At 44.0% G+C, this 15,727-nt stretch carries 16 protein-coding genes; 13 read left to right on the forward strand and 3 right to left on the reverse strand.

Going from position 1 to position 15,727, the window contains the following annotated elements; all coding sequences use genetic code 11:
* Positions 1-51 precede the first annotated feature (51 nt).
* From cyoA to NH462_RS18040, 7 genes are all read left to right on the forward strand, one after another.
* Positions 52-912, forward strand: coding sequence for a ubiquinol oxidase subunit II (cyoA, locus tag NH462_RS18010; RefSeq protein WP_253107029.1), 861 nt, complete (start codon positions 52-54; stop codon positions 910-912).
* 2 nt (positions 913-914) lie between these two features.
* Positions 915-2,897, forward strand: coding sequence for a cytochrome o ubiquinol oxidase subunit I (gene cyoB / locus NH462_RS18015; RefSeq protein WP_253107005.1), 1,983 nt, complete (start codon positions 915-917; stop codon positions 2,895-2,897).
* Between the two features lie 3 nt (positions 2,898-2,900).
* Positions 2,901-3,521 carry a cytochrome o ubiquinol oxidase subunit III gene (cyoC, locus tag NH462_RS18020; RefSeq protein ID WP_010606488.1) on the forward strand — a complete coding sequence of 207 codons (621 nt, stop codon included), beginning with the start codon at positions 2,901-2,903 and terminating at the stop codon, positions 3,519-3,521.
* On the forward strand, positions 3,521-3,880 hold the full coding sequence (cyoD, locus tag NH462_RS18025; RefSeq protein ID WP_253107007.1) for a cytochrome o ubiquinol oxidase subunit IV: 360 nt from the start codon (positions 3,521-3,523) through the stop codon (positions 3,878-3,880). The genes cyoC and cyoD overlap by 1 nt, the downstream gene beginning before the upstream one ends.
* 13 nt (positions 3,881-3,893) lie before the next feature.
* Positions 3,894-4,772, forward strand: a complete 879-nt coding sequence (gene cyoE / locus NH462_RS18030) for a heme o synthase (RefSeq protein WP_045965423.1) — start codon at positions 3,894-3,896, stop codon at positions 4,770-4,772.
* A gap of 385 nt (positions 4,773-5,157) precedes the next feature.
* Positions 5,158-5,385: a hypothetical protein gene (locus NH462_RS18035; RefSeq protein WP_253107009.1), complete on the forward strand. Its 228-nt coding sequence runs from the start codon at positions 5,158-5,160 to the stop codon at positions 5,383-5,385.
* Between the two features lie 20 nt (positions 5,386-5,405).
* Positions 5,406-5,717 carry a YciI family protein gene (locus tag NH462_RS18040; protein ID WP_017218864.1) on the forward strand — a complete coding sequence of 104 codons (312 nt, stop codon included), beginning with the start codon at positions 5,406-5,408 and terminating at the stop codon, positions 5,715-5,717.
* Here NH462_RS18040 and NH462_RS18045 read toward each other — a convergent pair.
* A complete protein-coding gene (locus tag NH462_RS18045) occupies positions 5,707-6,237 on the reverse strand; it encodes a TetR/AcrR family transcriptional regulator (protein ID WP_253107011.1) in 531 nt (176 codons plus the stop codon). The two genes, NH462_RS18040 and NH462_RS18045, sit on opposite strands and share 11 nt — an antisense overlap.
* 110 nt (positions 6,238-6,347) lie before the next feature.
* Between NH462_RS18045 and NH462_RS18050 the strand changes: the two genes are divergently transcribed.
* The 4 genes from NH462_RS18050 to NH462_RS18065 all read left to right on the forward strand — a co-directional run bounded on the left by NH462_RS18050 (position 6,348) and on the right by NH462_RS18065 (position 11,451).
* Positions 6,348-6,809: an HPP family protein gene (locus NH462_RS18050; RefSeq protein WP_010375489.1), complete on the forward strand. Its 462-nt coding sequence runs from the start codon at positions 6,348-6,350 to the stop codon at positions 6,807-6,809.
* A 151-nt stretch (positions 6,810-6,960) separates the two neighbouring features.
* Positions 6,961-8,934 carry a UvrD-helicase domain-containing protein gene (locus NH462_RS18055; RefSeq protein ID WP_253107013.1) on the forward strand — a complete coding sequence of 658 codons (1,974 nt, stop codon included), beginning with the start codon at positions 6,961-6,963 and terminating at the stop codon, positions 8,932-8,934.
* 86 nt (positions 8,935-9,020) lie between these two features.
* Complete coding sequence (locus NH462_RS18060) at positions 9,021-10,310, forward strand: Glu/Leu/Phe/Val dehydrogenase (RefSeq protein WP_253107015.1); 1,290 nt, start codon at positions 9,021-9,023, stop codon at positions 10,308-10,310.
* Positions 10,311-10,479: 169 nt separating this feature from the next.
* On the forward strand, positions 10,480-11,451 hold the full coding sequence (locus NH462_RS18065; protein WP_010375495.1) for a RimK family alpha-L-glutamate ligase: 972 nt from the start codon (positions 10,480-10,482) through the stop codon (positions 11,449-11,451).
* A gap of 45 nt (positions 11,452-11,496) precedes the next feature.
* Here NH462_RS18065 and NH462_RS18070 read toward each other — a convergent pair whose 3' ends face one another.
* A complete protein-coding gene (locus NH462_RS18070) occupies positions 11,497-13,515 on the reverse strand; it encodes an ATP-binding protein (RefSeq protein WP_010375497.1) in 2,019 nt (672 codons plus the stop codon).
* A gap of 168 nt (positions 13,516-13,683) precedes the next feature.
* Here NH462_RS18070 and NH462_RS18075 point away from each other — a divergent pair, with 168 nt between their 5' ends.
* Both NH462_RS18075 and NH462_RS18080 read left to right on the forward strand, forming a co-directional pair.
* A complete protein-coding gene (locus NH462_RS18075) occupies positions 13,684-14,841 on the forward strand; it encodes an endonuclease/exonuclease/phosphatase family protein (protein ID WP_253107017.1) in 1,158 nt (385 codons plus the stop codon).
* A gap of 106 nt (positions 14,842-14,947) precedes the next feature.
* The gene (locus NH462_RS18080) at positions 14,948-15,358 is read left to right on the forward strand and encodes a hypothetical protein (RefSeq protein ID WP_017218873.1); all 411 of its coding nucleotides are present in this window, start codon (positions 14,948-14,950) and stop codon (positions 15,356-15,358) included.
* A 35-nt stretch (positions 15,359-15,393) separates the two neighbouring features.
* Here NH462_RS18080 and NH462_RS18085 read toward each other — a convergent pair whose 3' ends face one another.
* Entirely contained in the window at positions 15,394-15,600 is a 207-nt protein-coding gene (locus NH462_RS18085) for a DUF2897 family protein (protein WP_010375503.1), read from the reverse strand.
* Positions 15,601-15,727: the final 127 nt, after the last annotated feature.

Below are 15,727 nucleotides of genomic sequence, written 5' to 3' on the forward strand. Positions count from 1 at the left end.
CAATTGAATAAACGTAGTGTTGTGAATTATGCGTTCGCTTCATTGGGGTTTATGCTCACCGGCTGTAGTGGTGGCATTTTAGATCCCAAGGGGCAAATTGGCATGGATGAGAAGTCCTTGATCATCATTGCCACTGTACTGATGTTACTCGTTGTAGTACCAGTTATTATTCTTACCTTATATTTTGCGTGGAAGTACCGAGACGGTCGTGACCACGAGATCTATGCACCTAAATGGGCTCACTCTAACAAAATAGAAGCCGTGGTTTGGACCATTCCGATTGTGATTATTATTGTACTCGGGGTGATCACTTGGCGCTCTACACAATCACTTGATCCGTACAAGCCGTTGGAAGGTAAGGGTGAACACCTCACTGTTCAGGTGGTATCGCTAAACTGGAAGTGGTTATTTATCTATCCAGAGCAAGGCATTGCCACAGTGAATGAGCTGGTGTTTCCAGCGAATGTACCAGTGGAGTACAAAATCACTTCCGAAAGCACCATGAACTCTTTCTTTATTCCACAGCTTGGTAGCCAAATCTACTCGATGGCAGGGATGGAAACACAGCTTCACCTGATTGCCAACGAGCCGGGGACGTTCAAAGGCTTTTCTGCTAACTACAGTGGAGCGGGCTTTACGGGTATGAAGTTCGATGCCATTGCGACCAAAGACAAAGCAAGTTTTGATAACTGGGTTGCCGACATCAAAGCAAACGGCGAAGCCTTAACCGCAGGTCGTTATGCGAAACTGGCTGAGCCTTCGGAATATCACCCCATTGAATATTTTGGCTCGGTAGAGCAGGGCTTATTCCACACCATAGTTATGAAGTACATGCAGGGCCATGGCGAAATGAGTTATTACGCTAAACCAGAGCATGCTGCGCATCCACATCACGGCAAGGCTGAGGAGTAATTATGTCGTTGTTTGGTAAATTATCCATCGAGGCAATCCCCTATCACGAACCCATCATTATGGTGACGTTAGCTGTGGTGGCGATTGTCGGTCTAATTGTGGCGGCAATGGTCACAAAACACAAAAAATGGGGCGTGCTGTGGCACGATTGGATCACTTCAATCGATCATAAACGCCTAGGCGTGATGTACATTATCTTGGCATTAATTATGTTAATGCGTGGTTTTGCCGACGCCGTCATGATGCGTACACAGTTGGCGATGGCTACAAGCGGCGCTGCTGGTTACTTACCTCCTGAGCACTATGACCAGATCTTCACCGCACACGGGGTGATCATGATCATCTTTATGGCGATGCCATTTATGATTGGTTTGATGAATATCATCTTGCCACTGCAAATTGGTGCTAGAGATGTTGCTTTTCCGTTTTTGAATAACCTCAGTTTTTGGCTGACGGCGGGCGGGGCAATTCTGATCAATTTATCCTTGGCATTTGGTGAGTTTGCAAAAACTGGTTGGGTGGCGTACCCGCCATTGTCTGAGTTGTCGTTTAGTCCAGGTGTCGGGGTTGATTACTATATTTGGGCGCTGCAAATATCCGGACTTGGGACATTGCTCACCGCCGTGAATTTCTTGGTAACCGTATTTAAGATGCGTGCACCTGGCATGACGCTAATGAAAATGCCTATTTTTACTTGGACTTGTACTTGGGCAAATATCCTAGTTGCGGCGTCTTTCCCGATTCTTACTGCGGTGCTAGCGATGCTAACGCTTGACCGTTATATGGACTTCCACTTCTTCACCAATGAAGCCGGTGGTAATGCCATGATGTATATCAATCTGTTCTGGGCATGGGGTCACCCTGAAGTTTATATTTTGATCTTGCCTGCGTTTGGGATTTTCTCAGAAATTATTTCAACCTTTACAGGCAAACGCCTGTTTGGCTATAAGTCGATGGTGTACGCCAGCGGTGCGATTTCTATTTTGGGCTTTATTGTTTGGCTACATCACTTCTTTACTATGGGTTCAAGCGCCAATGTTAATGCTTTCTTTGGGGTCATGACGATGGTCATTGCGGTGCCGACGGGAGTAAAACTCTTCAACTGGTTATTTACCATGTATCGCGGTCGTTTGCGGATCACGGTGCCGGTCCTTTGGACATTAGGGTTTATGGTGACCTTTACCGTTGGTGGGATGACCGGCGTATTGCTTGCAATTCCTGGCGCGGACTATGTGCTGCACAACAGTCTTTTTCTGATCGCACACTTTCATAACACCATTATCGGTGGGGCAGTGTTTGGTTATCTAGCGGGTTTTGCTTACTGGTTCCCTAAAGTAATGGGTTACAAGCTTGATGAGCGTTGGGGTAAAGCCTCGTTCTGGTGCTGGCTAGTTGGTTTTTTTGTGGCCTTTATGCCGCTTTATATGCTTGGCTTCTTAGGCATGACACGTCGCCTAAATCATACCAACACGCCAGAGTGGAACATTTGGCTATACATCGCGTGTATTGGTGCCTTTATCATTATGTTTGGGATCATCTTCCAAGTGGTACAGCTAGTGGTGAGTTACAAAAACCGCGAGCAATTGCAAGATACCACAGGCGATCCGTGGAATGGGCATACGTTAGAATGGTCAACGGACTCTCCACCGCAGTACTACAACTTCGCGAAAACCCCTGTGGTTGACGATATTGACGCTTGGACAGAAATGAAAGAGCAGGGACAGGCATATCAAAAGCCTGCACAGTATCAGCCTATTCACATGCCAAAAAATACCCCGGCTGGAGTGCTTATCAGCGCGTCATTGACCGTGTTTTGCTTTGCCATGATTTGGCATATTTGGTGGTTAGCAGCGGTGGGTTTTGTCAGTGCTATCGCGGTATTTATTAAGCGTTGTTACACCCGAGACGTTGATTATTATGTTCAGGTTGACGAGATTGAGCAGATTGAGTCTGCCCACCTTTCTCGCGCATTACAGGAGGGTTAATTCATGAGTGCAATTACTCCCGCTACGCTACATGCGTTAGAAGATGCTCACGAGCATGCAGATCATGACACAGGTTCAAATACCGTATTCGGTTTTTGGCTATATCTGATGACGGACTGTTTGTTGTTTGCCTCTTTCTTTGCCACTTATGCTGTGTTGTACATGAACACGGCAGGTGGGGTGTCTGGCAAAGACATATTCGAGCTGGGTTTTGTTGCGGTTGAAACCGCGGCCCTACTGTTAAGTAGTATTACCTTTGGGTTTGCCATGATAGCGGCAAACAAACAGAAAAAGTCGCAAACCTTATCTTGGCTTGCGGTGACATTTGCTTTTGGTGCGGTGTTTATTGGTATGGAAGTGTATGAATTCCATCACTTAATAGTACATGGTCATGGACCGCAGCATAGTGCTTTTCTGACTTCTTTCTTCTCATTGGTGGGTCTGCACGGCATGCACGTGACGGCAGGCTTGATTTGGATGACAGTGATGATGATTGAAGTGACACGTCGTGGTCTTAAGCCACAAACGGTAACGCGTTTGAGCTGCTTAAGCTTGTTCTGGCACTTTTTAGATATCGTGTGGATCTGTGTATTTACCGTTGTTTATTTAATGGGGGCAATGTAATGAGCCATAGTGAATCTCAAGCGTTAGCACAGATGGATGTTCATGAGCATGAACACGACTGCCACGGTAGTGTGAAGTCGTATCTAATTGGTTTTGTGTTATCCGTCATTTTGACAGCCATTCCTTTTGCTGCCGTGATGAGTGGCAGCTTGTCATCTAGCACGACATTCTGGACGTTAGTGACAGCGGCGTTAGTGCAAATTTGGGTGCACCTAAAGTACTTTTTACACCTGAATTTTGTTACGGAAGAAGGCAAGGCAAGCACGCTTTCCTTTATCTTTAGTGCGTTGATTATTGTGATGGTAGTGGGGCTGTCGGTCTGGATCATCTACGAATCGAACGCCATGATGATGTATTAACAGGAGAGTAGTCATGCTGCGTCGTTATTTTCAGGTGACAAAACCTGGGATCATTATGGGAAACTTGATTTCAGTCGCAGGAGGCTTTTTATTGGCCTCTCGAGGTGAAGTTGATTGGCTGCTATTTGCTTTGACTCTACTAGGGCTATCTTTGGTCGTTGCGTCAGGTTGTGTAGTTAACAATGTCATCGACAGGGATATCGATGCGGCAATGGCTCGCACTAAAACTCGCGTGACAGTAACTGGGGAAATTTCCTCAGTTGCTGCACTGTCACATAGTCTGGTACTCGGATTATCTGGCTTTGGGCTCTTAGCCTATTTCACCAATTGGATTGCGCTGAGTTTTGCCGCATTTGGTTTTTTTATTTATGTCGGTGTTTACAGCTTATACATGAAACGAAACTCAGTGTATGGCACGGTGGTTGGTAGCCTGTCAGGGGCAGTGCCTCCTGTGGTTGGTTACTGCGCGGTAAGCGGGGTGTTTGACTCTGGCGCTGCCATTTTATTATTGATGTTTTGTCTTTGGCAAATGCCACATTCTTACGCCATTGCGATTTTCCGTTTTGAAGATTACCGGGTCGCGAATATTCCAGTGTTGCCAGTTGCGCAAGGTGTTGAAAAGGCTAAGCATCATATTGTTTTGTATATTGCCATTTATGCACTCGTGGTGATGTTACTGCCGCTTAGCGGTTATACCGGCATAGCATTTATGGCGGTGGCCTGTACAACCAGTTTTTGGTGGTTATTGATGGCGCTAAAAGGATACCAAAGAGACTTAGATTTACATGGTTGGGCGAGGCAAGTATTTGCATTCTCAATAGTCAATATCACAGTCCTAAGTATCGCGATGGCGATTGATAATCACAGCACAGTTTCTGCGATGCTGTACTGATCGCAGATTATCCCAAAGTAACTAAAATCCAAAGGCCCAGAGGGCCTTTTTTCGTTCGTATCTTATTTGTTTTACATCGCTTGCTTTTTACCCATCTTATCTCCATATCCAGCTTATTGAATAACCTGAGCTGTGGATAATCAATGCCTTTCTAGCAGCCAGTTTTAGCGCTAACTGCGTTGAATTCACTTCCAATAGCCAGCTATTGGAAGTGGATTCGCCTTGCCTACAGGATGTAGGTACCTTAGCGAGAGCAGGACGCGGAAGCGGTGTTTCCCCTAAAACTCTCTGGCTAGACAAGGAGAAAAACTAAGTTGTGTTTTAGCAGCAATGAGTTAGAACATTCGTTATCCAAACCTCAGGTTAAATAGATGAGAAGATAATAATGGATATAGGGGTCACAGAAGTATTGTTGTTATTTGCGGCGATTTTTATCGCGTCCTTTTTACTTTTTAAGGTCGTGCTATGGGCCAAAAAAATGCCAAAAGGCGCCTATCTATTTTTGGCTTTAATGCCGCTCATTTCTCTTTTTCCTATTCCACCACCCGTTTTTAAAAATGTCGCGAAAGCCAAACAAGAACAACGTAAAAAAGCACCCAAATCAGAACCATGATCACACAGGAAAATAGCTTAATGTCAGCTTCAATATTTATTGTTAATCTTACTTATGTTACCGAAATTGAACAGGTAGAGCCGCTGCTTGCCCCTCACATTGCGTTTTTAGAACGTTTTTATGCCAATGGCACTTTTATCGCCTCTGGCAGAAAAATCCCACGAACTGGTGGGGTTATTTTGGCAAAGGCGAGTAGTGAAGCTGAGCTACTTGACATTGTTCGTCAAGATCCCTTTTATGTCGCCGAAGTGGCTCGGTATGACATTATCGAGTTTGTGCCAAGCAAGTTTGCATCTTGCTTTACAGAGGTGGAAAAATATCTTAATTCTTGAGTGCCCGCTTGGCCACGCCCGTATCGTGACAGGTATAGGCCGTTGAAATAATCCCTTCGCTCAATAGAAACAGGCGCTCGACAGCGGCATCATCAGCGTCGTTGAGCGATTGTTTAAGTAACGCTTTTACCGCAAGTTTGTGCCTCTGGCATAGTTGATTAATTGGACTGGTGAGCTCACCAAATTCTGCCGCCGTGTTGATAAAGTAACAACCACGGAAATCGCCTAGCACCTCCACTTTATTACTAATCCACTGATCTAGTGCTGAAAATAGCTGCTCTGTGAGCTGTTCATTCGTTTGAGCATTTTCGAGGCAACGAGATAACCAAGATATAAATAGGTGATGGCGCTGCTCAAGTGTTGCAAGCACCAGCGCCTCTTTACTCTCAAAATGGTTGTACAGGGTTTTTTTAGCAATACCAGATGACTTTAATACTTCATTAATACCAATGGCATGAATGCCATGTTGATAGAACAGTCTCATTGCGCAATCGATCAGTTGTTGTCTTTTTGTACTCATCAGCCAGCCATGTTTATTAGCGTGATTATAGGTTGACAGAAGTAGACCAGTTTGTCTACCATTTGCGGGGTAGACAGGTTGGTCTACTTTTTGGAAAGGGAAAGAATACAATGAGAGAAATACAACTTGCTTTAATTGCTGGAGCGGGGGCGTTTATCGCAATTGCAATATTGGCGTTTAGTCAAACGATAAGTGCTGAGCATATTTTTTTAATGGCACCTTTGGGCGCAACGGCAGTGCTGGTATTTGGTGTGCCTGAAAGTCCACTTGCGCAGCCTAAAAATGTCATCTTTGGACATATCATTACCGCTACAATCGGGATTATTTTTGCGCAGTATATCGGTGTTAACGAATTCACTTTGGCATTAGCAACGGGGCTTGGCGTATTTAGTATGTTAGTAACAAAAACCACCCACCCACCGGCTGGCGCGAATCCAATACTGATCATGTTGGCACTAGAGGGATGGAGCTTTTTATTTACGCCTGTGATTATTGGTGCAGTGGTGCTCGTGCTGGTTGGTAAAGCAACGTTAGCGGCTAAAACAAAGCTAACTACAATAACAGCTGCGTGATATGTTAATGTGCAGGCTTCATTCGCCTGCCTTCTCAAATATTGAGTCGCACAATCTGTTAGCTAGGTATTAGATTAGTTCATTGAAATTAATAAAAAATAAATAGCGATGACAAAATTTCATTAAGCGCGTTTTTGGGTTTCGTGCTAGCATGGTCGCAACGGAATTACTTTGTCTGATTTACCAATTGATAGCATTACATCTCTTTAGTCGACTGTTTTATGGGGTACGTGGTGCCAAGTGTACGAAAGAAGGCCTTCACCTTAAGTCGAAAACAGCTGACAGTTTCATTCCCTTTAGCGCTATGACAGTCCCGCCAGCACCTCTGCGTGGTTGGCTTGCTCAAAAAGTCCTGTTTAAACAGGGTCACGAGACCTATGTGTTAAGTGTTAAAAATCAAGGTGCAGATGAGTTAGTGCAACAATTGCAACGACTGTGGATTTTACACCATGGCAAGCACTTGCAAGTCAAAGCTCGTAAAATTGAGCAGTTATTAACGCGTCGATATCTTAGTCATCATAATCAAAGTCTAGTGTGTCATGTTTGCAGTGCCTTATGGTCCAGCTGGCAGCACCTAGATGACAATATCGTGCCAAGTTCGTTAAAGCCTCAATTAGCAACAGTGCGAGAAATTGCACTTTGGAATGAGCGTGAGGTTTCGGAGTTTCAGTCTGCTTTTGTCGAATACTACTTGGCAAAAGACGCTAACTATTTTGACAGCATTGAATCAAATCCCCTTACAATAGCTCAGCGTAAGGCTTGTGTGATCCAGGATGACAGGCAATTACTGCTTGCTGGCGCAGGTACGGGTAAGACAAGCGTTATCAAGGCCAAAGTTGGGTATCTCTTGCATCGCAAATTAGCTCAGGCGAATGAGCTGTTATTGCTTGCGTATGGTAATGATGCTGCGACGGAGATGCGTCAGCGCTGTCAGCCTCTCTGTAATACTTTAAATTGCTCTACCTTTCATTCGCTTGGCATGCAGATCATCGAAGCGGTTACCGGGGCAAAGCCGACAATTTCAAATCTAGCAACGGATAAAAAACTATTTAAACAATTTATTGCAGACACAGTGCAGTCGTTGCGACAAGAAAGCCACTTTGAGCGAGACTTTGCGCTATTTCTGAAAAGTTCGAGTACACAGCAAGCGTCACAGGCGATAGACCTGATAAGTCAGGTATTACCATTGATGAAGCATGCTCAAATCATGGGGGAGGTTGAGCAACTGCTGACGCAATTTAGCAATCAAATGAGTGTGGTCATGCCTGTTCTTGCGGAATATCAGCTGTATCTTAGCAATGAATCTAGCATCGATTTCGATGACATGCTGGAGCGGGCTATTTATTACGTCGAATCTGGTCAGTTTGTTTCACCATGGAAATTCATCTTGGTCGACGAATTTCAAGACATCTCCCGTGTGCGGGCAAAGCTCATCCAGGTGCTGCTAGATAAAAAAGCTGGCTCGCAATTGTTCGCCGTTGGTGATGATTGGCAGGCTATTTATCGCTTTAGTGGTGGCGATATGCGCCTAACCACCGAATTTACTCGATATTTTGGTAAGTCGACGACCACATATTTGGATAAAACATTCCGTTATCCTCAAACCATTTTAGACACGGCGAGTGAGTTTATTTGCCGCAATCCAGAACAAATAACCAAGCATATCACTTCTCATACCACCGGCGTGGCAGGGCAGGGCGTGGTGAAAGTTATGGTGGATGACGAATTGTCACAGGCGCAACAACTGCTCAATCTTATCGAGCAGCGCAACGAAGGAAAAGCTTCCGTTGCCCTACTGGCGAGAAATCACAGAGCATTACCTGATAAATCAAAGATTGAGCAGTGGCAGCAGCTCTATCCCGAGCTTATTATTTCACATAACACCTTTCACGGTGCTAAAGGGACTGAAGCAGACTTTACGATAGTATTTGGTCTCAAGCATAGAAACTTTCCGTCACAGGTAAAAACGCCAGCATTTGTCGATGCGCTTTTACCAGCACAAGGGGCATTTCCTGACGCAGAAGAGCGGCGCTTATTCTACGTGGCATTAACCAGAGCGAAGAAACAATGCTTTTTACTAGCGCCAAACGATGCACCTTCCTACTTTTTAGAGGAAATCGCATAATTATTAATCCCTGTTGATGGACTTGATCTTTTTGCGCCATGCACTCATACAATTACTTGTTGAATTAAAAAATAAGCGAGGAAAGGATGAGTACGGATCTACTAAAAGACGCGTTGAAAAGATTAAATCATATAGTCGAAAAAACAGGAATTAACGAGTCTACCTATCAAGCGTTAGCCCAGCCTCAAAGAACGCTGTCGAGCAATATCTCAATTCGTCGTGATGACGGTAAGCTTGACTATTTTAAGGCATATCGTTGTCAATACAATGATTTGCTAGGTCCAACAAAAGGCGGAATACGCTTTCACCAAGAATCTGATATGAGTGAGGTGCAAGCTTTAGCCCTTTGGATGACACTAAAGTGTGCGGCGGTTGGAGTGCCATTTGGCGGTGGTAAAGGTGCCGTAACCGTTGACCCTAAATCACTGAGTCCGATGGAGCTTGAGCGCCTTGCTCGAGCATATATTAGAGCTAATGCTGATTTTATTGGACCCGATCAAGATATTCCCGCACCGGATGTGTACACCAATGCCAGGATCATGGGTTGGATGATGGATGAATACGAGAAAATCGTCCGTAAAAAAAGTCCAGCCGTGATCACTGGTAAACCGCTTATTTTCGGAGGGAGTGAAGGGCGAGAGTCCGCCACGGGTCGCAGTGCATTTTTAATGATAGAGCGGCTTAGTGAAAAAAATAATTGGAATAAAGCAGAACAAACAGTAGCTATTCAAGGCTTTGGTAATGGTGGCTATCACTGTGCAAGGCTGTTGCAGCAAGCGGGCTATAAAGTCGTTGCAGTAAGCGATTCAAAAGGCGGGATTTACTGTAAAGATGGCTTAGATATAGAAAGCATTTATCAAGAAAAGCAACGCAACAAAGCGCTTAAAGCCGTGTACTGTGATGATTCGGTCTGTGAAAGCGTTGAACATAAAGTGCTGAGTAATGAAGAGCTGCTCGCGCTGGAGGTAGACATTTTGGTGCCCGCAGCGCTATCCGGCGCAATCACCCGAGATAACGCCAAAGCAGTATCGGCAAAGTATATTGTCGAAATTGCCAATGGACCCATTGAGGCGGACGCCGACGAAATCTTGCATCAGCAGGGCGTGATAGTGATCCCTGATATTTTAGCTAATGCTGGCGGAGTCATCGTAAGCTATTTTGAGTGGTGTCAGAATCGCCAAGGAGAGGCTTGGGACGAGCAAACTGTGCAAGATAAATTGGCGCAATATTTATCGAGTGCGTTTGAAGCGGCGTGGCAGCTGCGAAGTGATGAAGGCCTTGAGATGCGAGATGCTGTATACAAACTGGCGTTAAAACGTATTGAGAGCGCCTTGGAAGCTCACGGGACACAATCTTACTTTGAAAATCGTGAGTAGTTTTTTAGATTGTGTCGATAAATTTTTTTTGCTGTACTGTTTTTGAGTGAGTCCACATAATCGCGCTTTTGTTTAGGGGCCGGTGATACACGAACCTGCTTGGGTGTTTTCACTTAACGATTCGTGTCGACAGCGACCCTTTTATTCCGCTACTCAAGGGGCAATTCGTATGCGCGGTTGGATCATTTACAAAGACTCTGCCAGTTTGTTAAAACCTGAAATTTATGAAATAGATAGATTGATGGCGGTGGCAAAGGAAGAAGGTATTGATCTTCAAGTTTACTCACCTGATCAATTCGATCTATTGGTAACCAGAGAAGATGAAGAAAGTATTCTGATTGATGGTCAGCCGGTTGCGTTACCTGACTTTGTACTGCCGCGTATGGGTGCAGGCACGACTTACTTTACGCTTGCGATTATCCGTCACCTTGAACGTTTAGGCGTACATTGTTTTAACTCTTCACAGTCTATCGAAACCGTAAAAGATAAGCTGTATGCTCAGCAGATCCTTGCAGAGCAAAATTTACCAACACCAAAAACTATGTTGGTTAAGTTCCCTGTAAATATTGAACTGGTAGAGAAGCAAATAGGCTTCCCGGTCGTGATTAAAACGCTATCAGGCTCGCAGGGCAGCGGCGTATTTTTGTCTAAATCACGCGGTGAATTTGATGATTTGATGCAACTCATTGAAGCGACAAATCCAAAAGCGAATATCATTTTGCAGCGTTTTGTGAAGTCGAGTCATGGTCGAGACTTACGTGTATTGACCATCGGTGGCCGTGCTGTCGCTTGTATGGAGCGCAATTCTGGCGGTAAGAACTTTAAGGCCAACGTCAGTTTAGGTGCAAAAGGTAGCCCACACCCGATCACCCCTGAAATCGAATGGCTAGCAACACAAACCGCTAATATCCTGAATCTAGATGTTGCTGGCATCGACTTATTATTCGATGAAGAGCATTTTAAAATTTGTGAAGCAAACTCAAGTCCAGGTTTTGAAGGGCTTGAACAGGCTGTAGACATTGATGTGGCGAGAGAGATTTTACACTTTATTCGAATTCGCTTAGGGATCTTTAACCGCACTGGTCAATCGAAGAAGAGCAGTAACGGCACTAAAGCGAGCAAAGAAAAAGCAGCGGAATAATACCGCTACGTCACAACACGAAAGGAGCGAGGTCAAGCTCCTTTTTTATTGCGTGAAGGGCTCAAGCGCGCCTCTTAGTGCGTCAAGCTGAATTGGCTTAGACAGAAAGTTATTCATGCCGGCTTCATAACAGGCTGCCTTATCGGACTCAGAAGTATTGGCAGTCAACGCAATAATATGCGGCCCTTGGCGTTTATCTTTTGCAAGCCTACGAATACTGCGAGTGGCTTCAAAGCCATCCATAATCGGCATGACGCAATCCATAAACACAATATCAAAGGTTTTGTCTTGGCATGATTTTACGGCTTGCTCACCGTTATAAACTTTGTCAATGTGCGTTGCACCAAACTGATTTAGTAACTTTTCCATCACCAGTACGTTGATTTGATTATCATCTACAAGCAGGATTTTACATTCTGATAAGGAAATATGCTGCTCTTCAGTCTTTTGCTCTTGTACGTCGTCGGCTTCGTCTGCAAACTCTATAGGGAAGGTAACGATAAAGGTACTTCCTTTACCCAACTCACTTTCTACCTGTACTTCGCCTTGCAACAAATTACAAAGCTCAAATACGATTGAAAGGCCAAGACCAGTACCACCAAAATGCCGACTTACACTGGCATCGCCTTGGCTAAATGGCTGAAAAAGATGTACTTGATTGGTCTTGGCAATCCCAATGCCTGTGTCTGAGACGCTTAATTGTAGAACTGGTGAAGTTTCACTACCCAGTACGTCGGCATAAATATCGATACTACCCGTTGGTGTAAATTTGATGGCGTTACTCACGAGGTTTGCAATAATTTGTTTAACTCGAGTCGGATCTGAATAGAGCCAATTTGTGCCTTGGTTATGAATATGGAAATTGATTGAAAGCCCTTTTTCGCGACAGGCTGGGCTGTACAGGCCTACAACTTGTTCGACTAGTTGATGAAGATCAAACGCGGTATTGTCTAGCTTCAGGTTGTTACTATTTAACTTACTGAAGTCTAATACGTCGTTTATCAATGTGATCAACATATCTGCACTGTTGACTGCGACGCTCAGGTTACTCTTGATTTCTTTTATGTCGGTTTCTTTTCGGCACGCTTGCAGCATGCCGACTAAGCCATTCAGCGGGGTTCTTAATTCATGGCTGATTTTGGCGATAAATTCACTTCGGGTCTTAAGAAGTTGCTCCGCTTCTTCGCGCTTTTGCTCTAATGCAATACGCATTTTGACTTGTTCATCAATATCTTGAATTGCTCCAAAAACCCGAACGCATTCGCCATTTTCATATTCACCTTGACCGTGAGAGGCGACCCACTTTTCGTTGCCGTTGGCATCAATAATAATGGATTCTATGTCCCATTTGGTTTTAGAGGTGATGGCGTCGTCTATAGCCTGTTTAATGTTTCCTTGGTGAATGCCGGGTTTGTAGAAGCTGATGGCATTGTCGAGTGTTGGTGTAAAGTTATCATCAACACCATGAATGAATCGCGTTTGTTGGCTCCAATACACTTTGTTCTTTTTAAAATCGACTTCCCATGAGCCAATATCAGCAAGACGGCTCATCGCTGCTAATGCTTGTGATCGGTGTTGTATTTTTTTTAACGCCTTTTGCCGAGAAATTTCAACACCAATCCATTGACCTAATAAACTCACATAATCTAAGTGTTCTTGACTGAACGCTTGGGCTTTGGCGCTGGATGCGGAAAAGTTGACGGTACCATAGCGTTTACCATCAACAATAATCGGCGCACCAATGTAGCTCTCTAGGCCAAAGTTTGCGTAGCAAGGGTGAGTGGCAATTTCGCTGGTACCAGCGTGATGAAAAGACAGTGCGCTGTCAGCTTGTAAAGTGTGCCAGCAATAGGTGTTTGCCAGTTCAAAATCCGTACCTGCTAACAAAGAATTATCTGGAGTGATCACATGCTTTACTGTGTATATATCAGCTTGAATTTCACTGACGATTGCAATGTCAAGCTCAAAGACATCGAGGCCAAGAGTCAGCAGCGCCGTCACTTTTTCTTCAAATGTGGTGTCTTGGTTTGTGGTGATGAGATGTAATCGTTTTAATATACTCACAAATTTCACATTGGCAGTACAAGGCAGTTAATCATTTAACTTTAACCGCTCTTTGCTAACTTGCCAACATTAAATCGTTTGAGTCTGTCGAGATAATTTCCGTTTTTCAAAGGATTATGAATAAAATAGTCATCGCGGGAATTATCACAATGTTTTTAAGGCAAGTCTATGAAATACCTAGGTCTACTTTTTTTATTAATGACAACGGTTGTAAGTGCACAAACACTACGTGTTGCTACCTTTAATGTCAGTATGGAAGCAACGAACTATCAACAAAAAGGGCAAGCGCTGGACTCTCAAAAGCTCAGTAAATTACTACAGAATGGTCAACATCAACAAATCAAAAATATTGCAGAAATCATTCAGCGTGTTCGTCCAGATGTGATTCTACTCAATGAATTTGATTACATCGCTGAACCAAATAAAGGTGTACTGGCATTCGTAAATAACTATCTAGCGGAACCTCAAGCGGATCAGCAGCCGATATCGTACCCTTATTTTTATATTGCGCCAGTCAATACTGGATTACCAACACCGTATGATTTAGATAATGACGGTAAGCAATCTAACTATGGCGGTGATGCCCAAGGGTTTGGTTTATATGAGGGGCAATATGGGATGGTTGTACTGTCAAAGTACCCGATTAAAAAAGAACAGGCCCGAACTATGCAGACATTTCTTTGGAAAGATATGCCAAACCATATGGTGACAATAGATCCGACGACGAAGCAGCCTTGGTATAGTGAGCAAGAGTGGCAAAACTTGAGACTAAGCTCAAAATCTCACTGGGATCTGCCAATTGAAGTGAATGGTAAATTGTTTCACCTGTTGGCGATGCACCCAACGCCCCCTGTCTTTGATGGTGAAGAGGATAGGAATGGTAACAGAAATCACGATGAGATCCGCTTAATGGCCGATTATATTGACCCTAAACGTAGCCAGTACATTTATGATGATAATGGCGTTAAAGGTGGCCTTAAAAATGATACACGATTTGTCATTGTCGGTGATTTAAATGCTGCCGATACAGGGGATAAATATAGACCCGGTGTGATAGAACAATTATTAGATAACCCTAAAGTATTCTCGAGCTTTACGCCAAAAAGCAAAGGGGGAAGTGAACATAGCAAGGAAAGTGAGAGTCGTAGTTATACCGCCCATTGGGGAGCGCGTGTAGATTACGTATTGCCATCCAAGTTCGGCTTTCAGGTACTTAGCAGCGGGGTTTTCTGGCCAAGCAAAGAAGACGAATTATTCCGTTTAGTGGAAAGTCGTCATGCCAGCTCCGATCACCGTTTAGTTTGGGTAGACGTGGAAGTTAAGTGACCTCAACGATTGGTCAATTGTGTCGCTTATTACAAATTTAAACAATGACTAACGGAACTAAACCGAAATAACCCTTAAGCTTGCGCTTAATGAATAGGAGAGTGTGATGAAAAGAATTCTATTAAGTGTTGGTTTAGCGGTTTGGTTATCCGGGTGTGCTCATCATGATGATGTGCGTCCATCGTCTGATGGTGTGCATAATATTATGTTATTTTCCGACAGTCGTGATGCGGGGAGTAAAGAGGCATTAAAGCAGGCCAGACACTATTGCAAACAAGCTGATATGGTCGCGTATGTTGTGAATCTAGATATCATTTATAACAGTGATACGCCTGAGAGTACTTATATCACGCAAAAAGGCGTAGCTAACGCCGTTGAGGCTGCCGGTATGGCGATGTGGATTTTTGGTCGAAATAGTGTCGATGATGCAGGGGCCGCAATGACCATAGGTGGAGGAATAGCCGATGGTGCGCTCGGTAAGCCATATGATGTGCGATTAAACTTCAAATGTGGATGAATGCTTAGTCAGCACGTTTAACGTCGCAACATGCTTCAATCTTCATCCTTTTTTGGATTGTTTTGAGGCGTGTTGTTTTTGGACGTTGCCTTATCTTTGTCAAAAGGCGCCGTCTGCTCGTCGATTTTCTTTTTCATTTCAAATTTGGCGGAATACTTTAACAACGCAATATTGCTCCAAATCACCCCTAACACGCCAACAATGATCAAGATCACTTGCCATGTCTCTAATTGATTGCCCATTCTAGCTCCTTAAAAAAGCCCTATTTTTTAAATTTGTCCTGAAATAGGTGAGCATTTTAGCGCGACTGTTGATATTATTCACCACCTAGTCATTTCGCGATAATTATGCTGCATATATTTACATTCT

This window comes from Pseudoalteromonas sp. OANN1 (assembly GCF_024124685.1).
GTDB lineage: Bacteria > Pseudomonadota > Gammaproteobacteria > Enterobacterales > Alteromonadaceae > Pseudoalteromonas > Pseudoalteromonas piscicida.

What these genes read in the sequence shown, in the direction of transcription:
- NH462_RS18060 (WP_253107015.1), top strand. Translation starts at nt 9,021, where the DNA reads ATGAGTACGGATCTACTAAAAGACGCGTTGAAAAGATTAAATCATATA.
- cyoC (WP_010606488.1), top strand. Translation starts at nt 2,901, where the DNA reads ATGAGTGCAATTACTCCCGCTACGCTACATGCGTTAGAAGATGCTCAC.
- cyoB (WP_253107005.1), top strand. Translation starts at nt 915, where the DNA reads ATGTCGTTGTTTGGTAAATTATCCATCGAGGCAATCCCCTATCACGAA.
- NH462_RS18065 (WP_010375495.1), top strand. Translation starts at nt 10,480, where the DNA reads ATGCGCGGTTGGATCATTTACAAAGACTCTGCCAGTTTGTTAAAACCT.
- NH462_RS18085 (WP_010375503.1), bottom strand. Translation starts at nt 15,600, where the DNA reads ATGGGCAATCAATTAGAGACATGGCAAGTGATCTTGATCATTGTTGGC.
- NH462_RS18045 (WP_253107011.1), bottom strand. Translation starts at nt 6,237, where the DNA reads ATGAGTACAAAAAGACAACAACTGATCGATTGCGCAATGAGACTGTTC.
- NH462_RS18075 (WP_253107017.1), top strand. Translation starts at nt 13,684, where the DNA reads ATGAAATACCTAGGTCTACTTTTTTTATTAATGACAACGGTTGTAAGT.
- NH462_RS18035 (WP_253107009.1), top strand. Translation starts at nt 5,158, where the DNA reads ATGGATATAGGGGTCACAGAAGTATTGTTGTTATTTGCGGCGATTTTT.
- NH462_RS18040 (WP_017218864.1), top strand. Translation starts at nt 5,406, where the DNA reads ATGTCAGCTTCAATATTTATTGTTAATCTTACTTATGTTACCGAAATT.
- cyoE (WP_045965423.1), top strand. Translation starts at nt 3,894, where the DNA reads ATGCTGCGTCGTTATTTTCAGGTGACAAAACCTGGGATCATTATGGGA.
- NH462_RS18050 (WP_010375489.1), top strand. Translation starts at nt 6,348, where the DNA reads ATGAGAGAAATACAACTTGCTTTAATTGCTGGAGCGGGGGCGTTTATC.
- cyoD (WP_253107007.1), top strand. Translation starts at nt 3,521, where the DNA reads ATGAGCCATAGTGAATCTCAAGCGTTAGCACAGATGGATGTTCATGAG.
- cyoA (WP_253107029.1), top strand. Translation starts at nt 52, where the DNA reads ATGCTCACCGGCTGTAGTGGTGGCATTTTAGATCCCAAGGGGCAAATT.
- NH462_RS18055 (WP_253107013.1), top strand. Translation starts at nt 6,961, where the DNA reads ATGGTCGCAACGGAATTACTTTGTCTGATTTACCAATTGATAGCATTA.
- NH462_RS18080 (WP_017218873.1), top strand. Translation starts at nt 14,948, where the DNA reads ATGAAAAGAATTCTATTAAGTGTTGGTTTAGCGGTTTGGTTATCCGGG.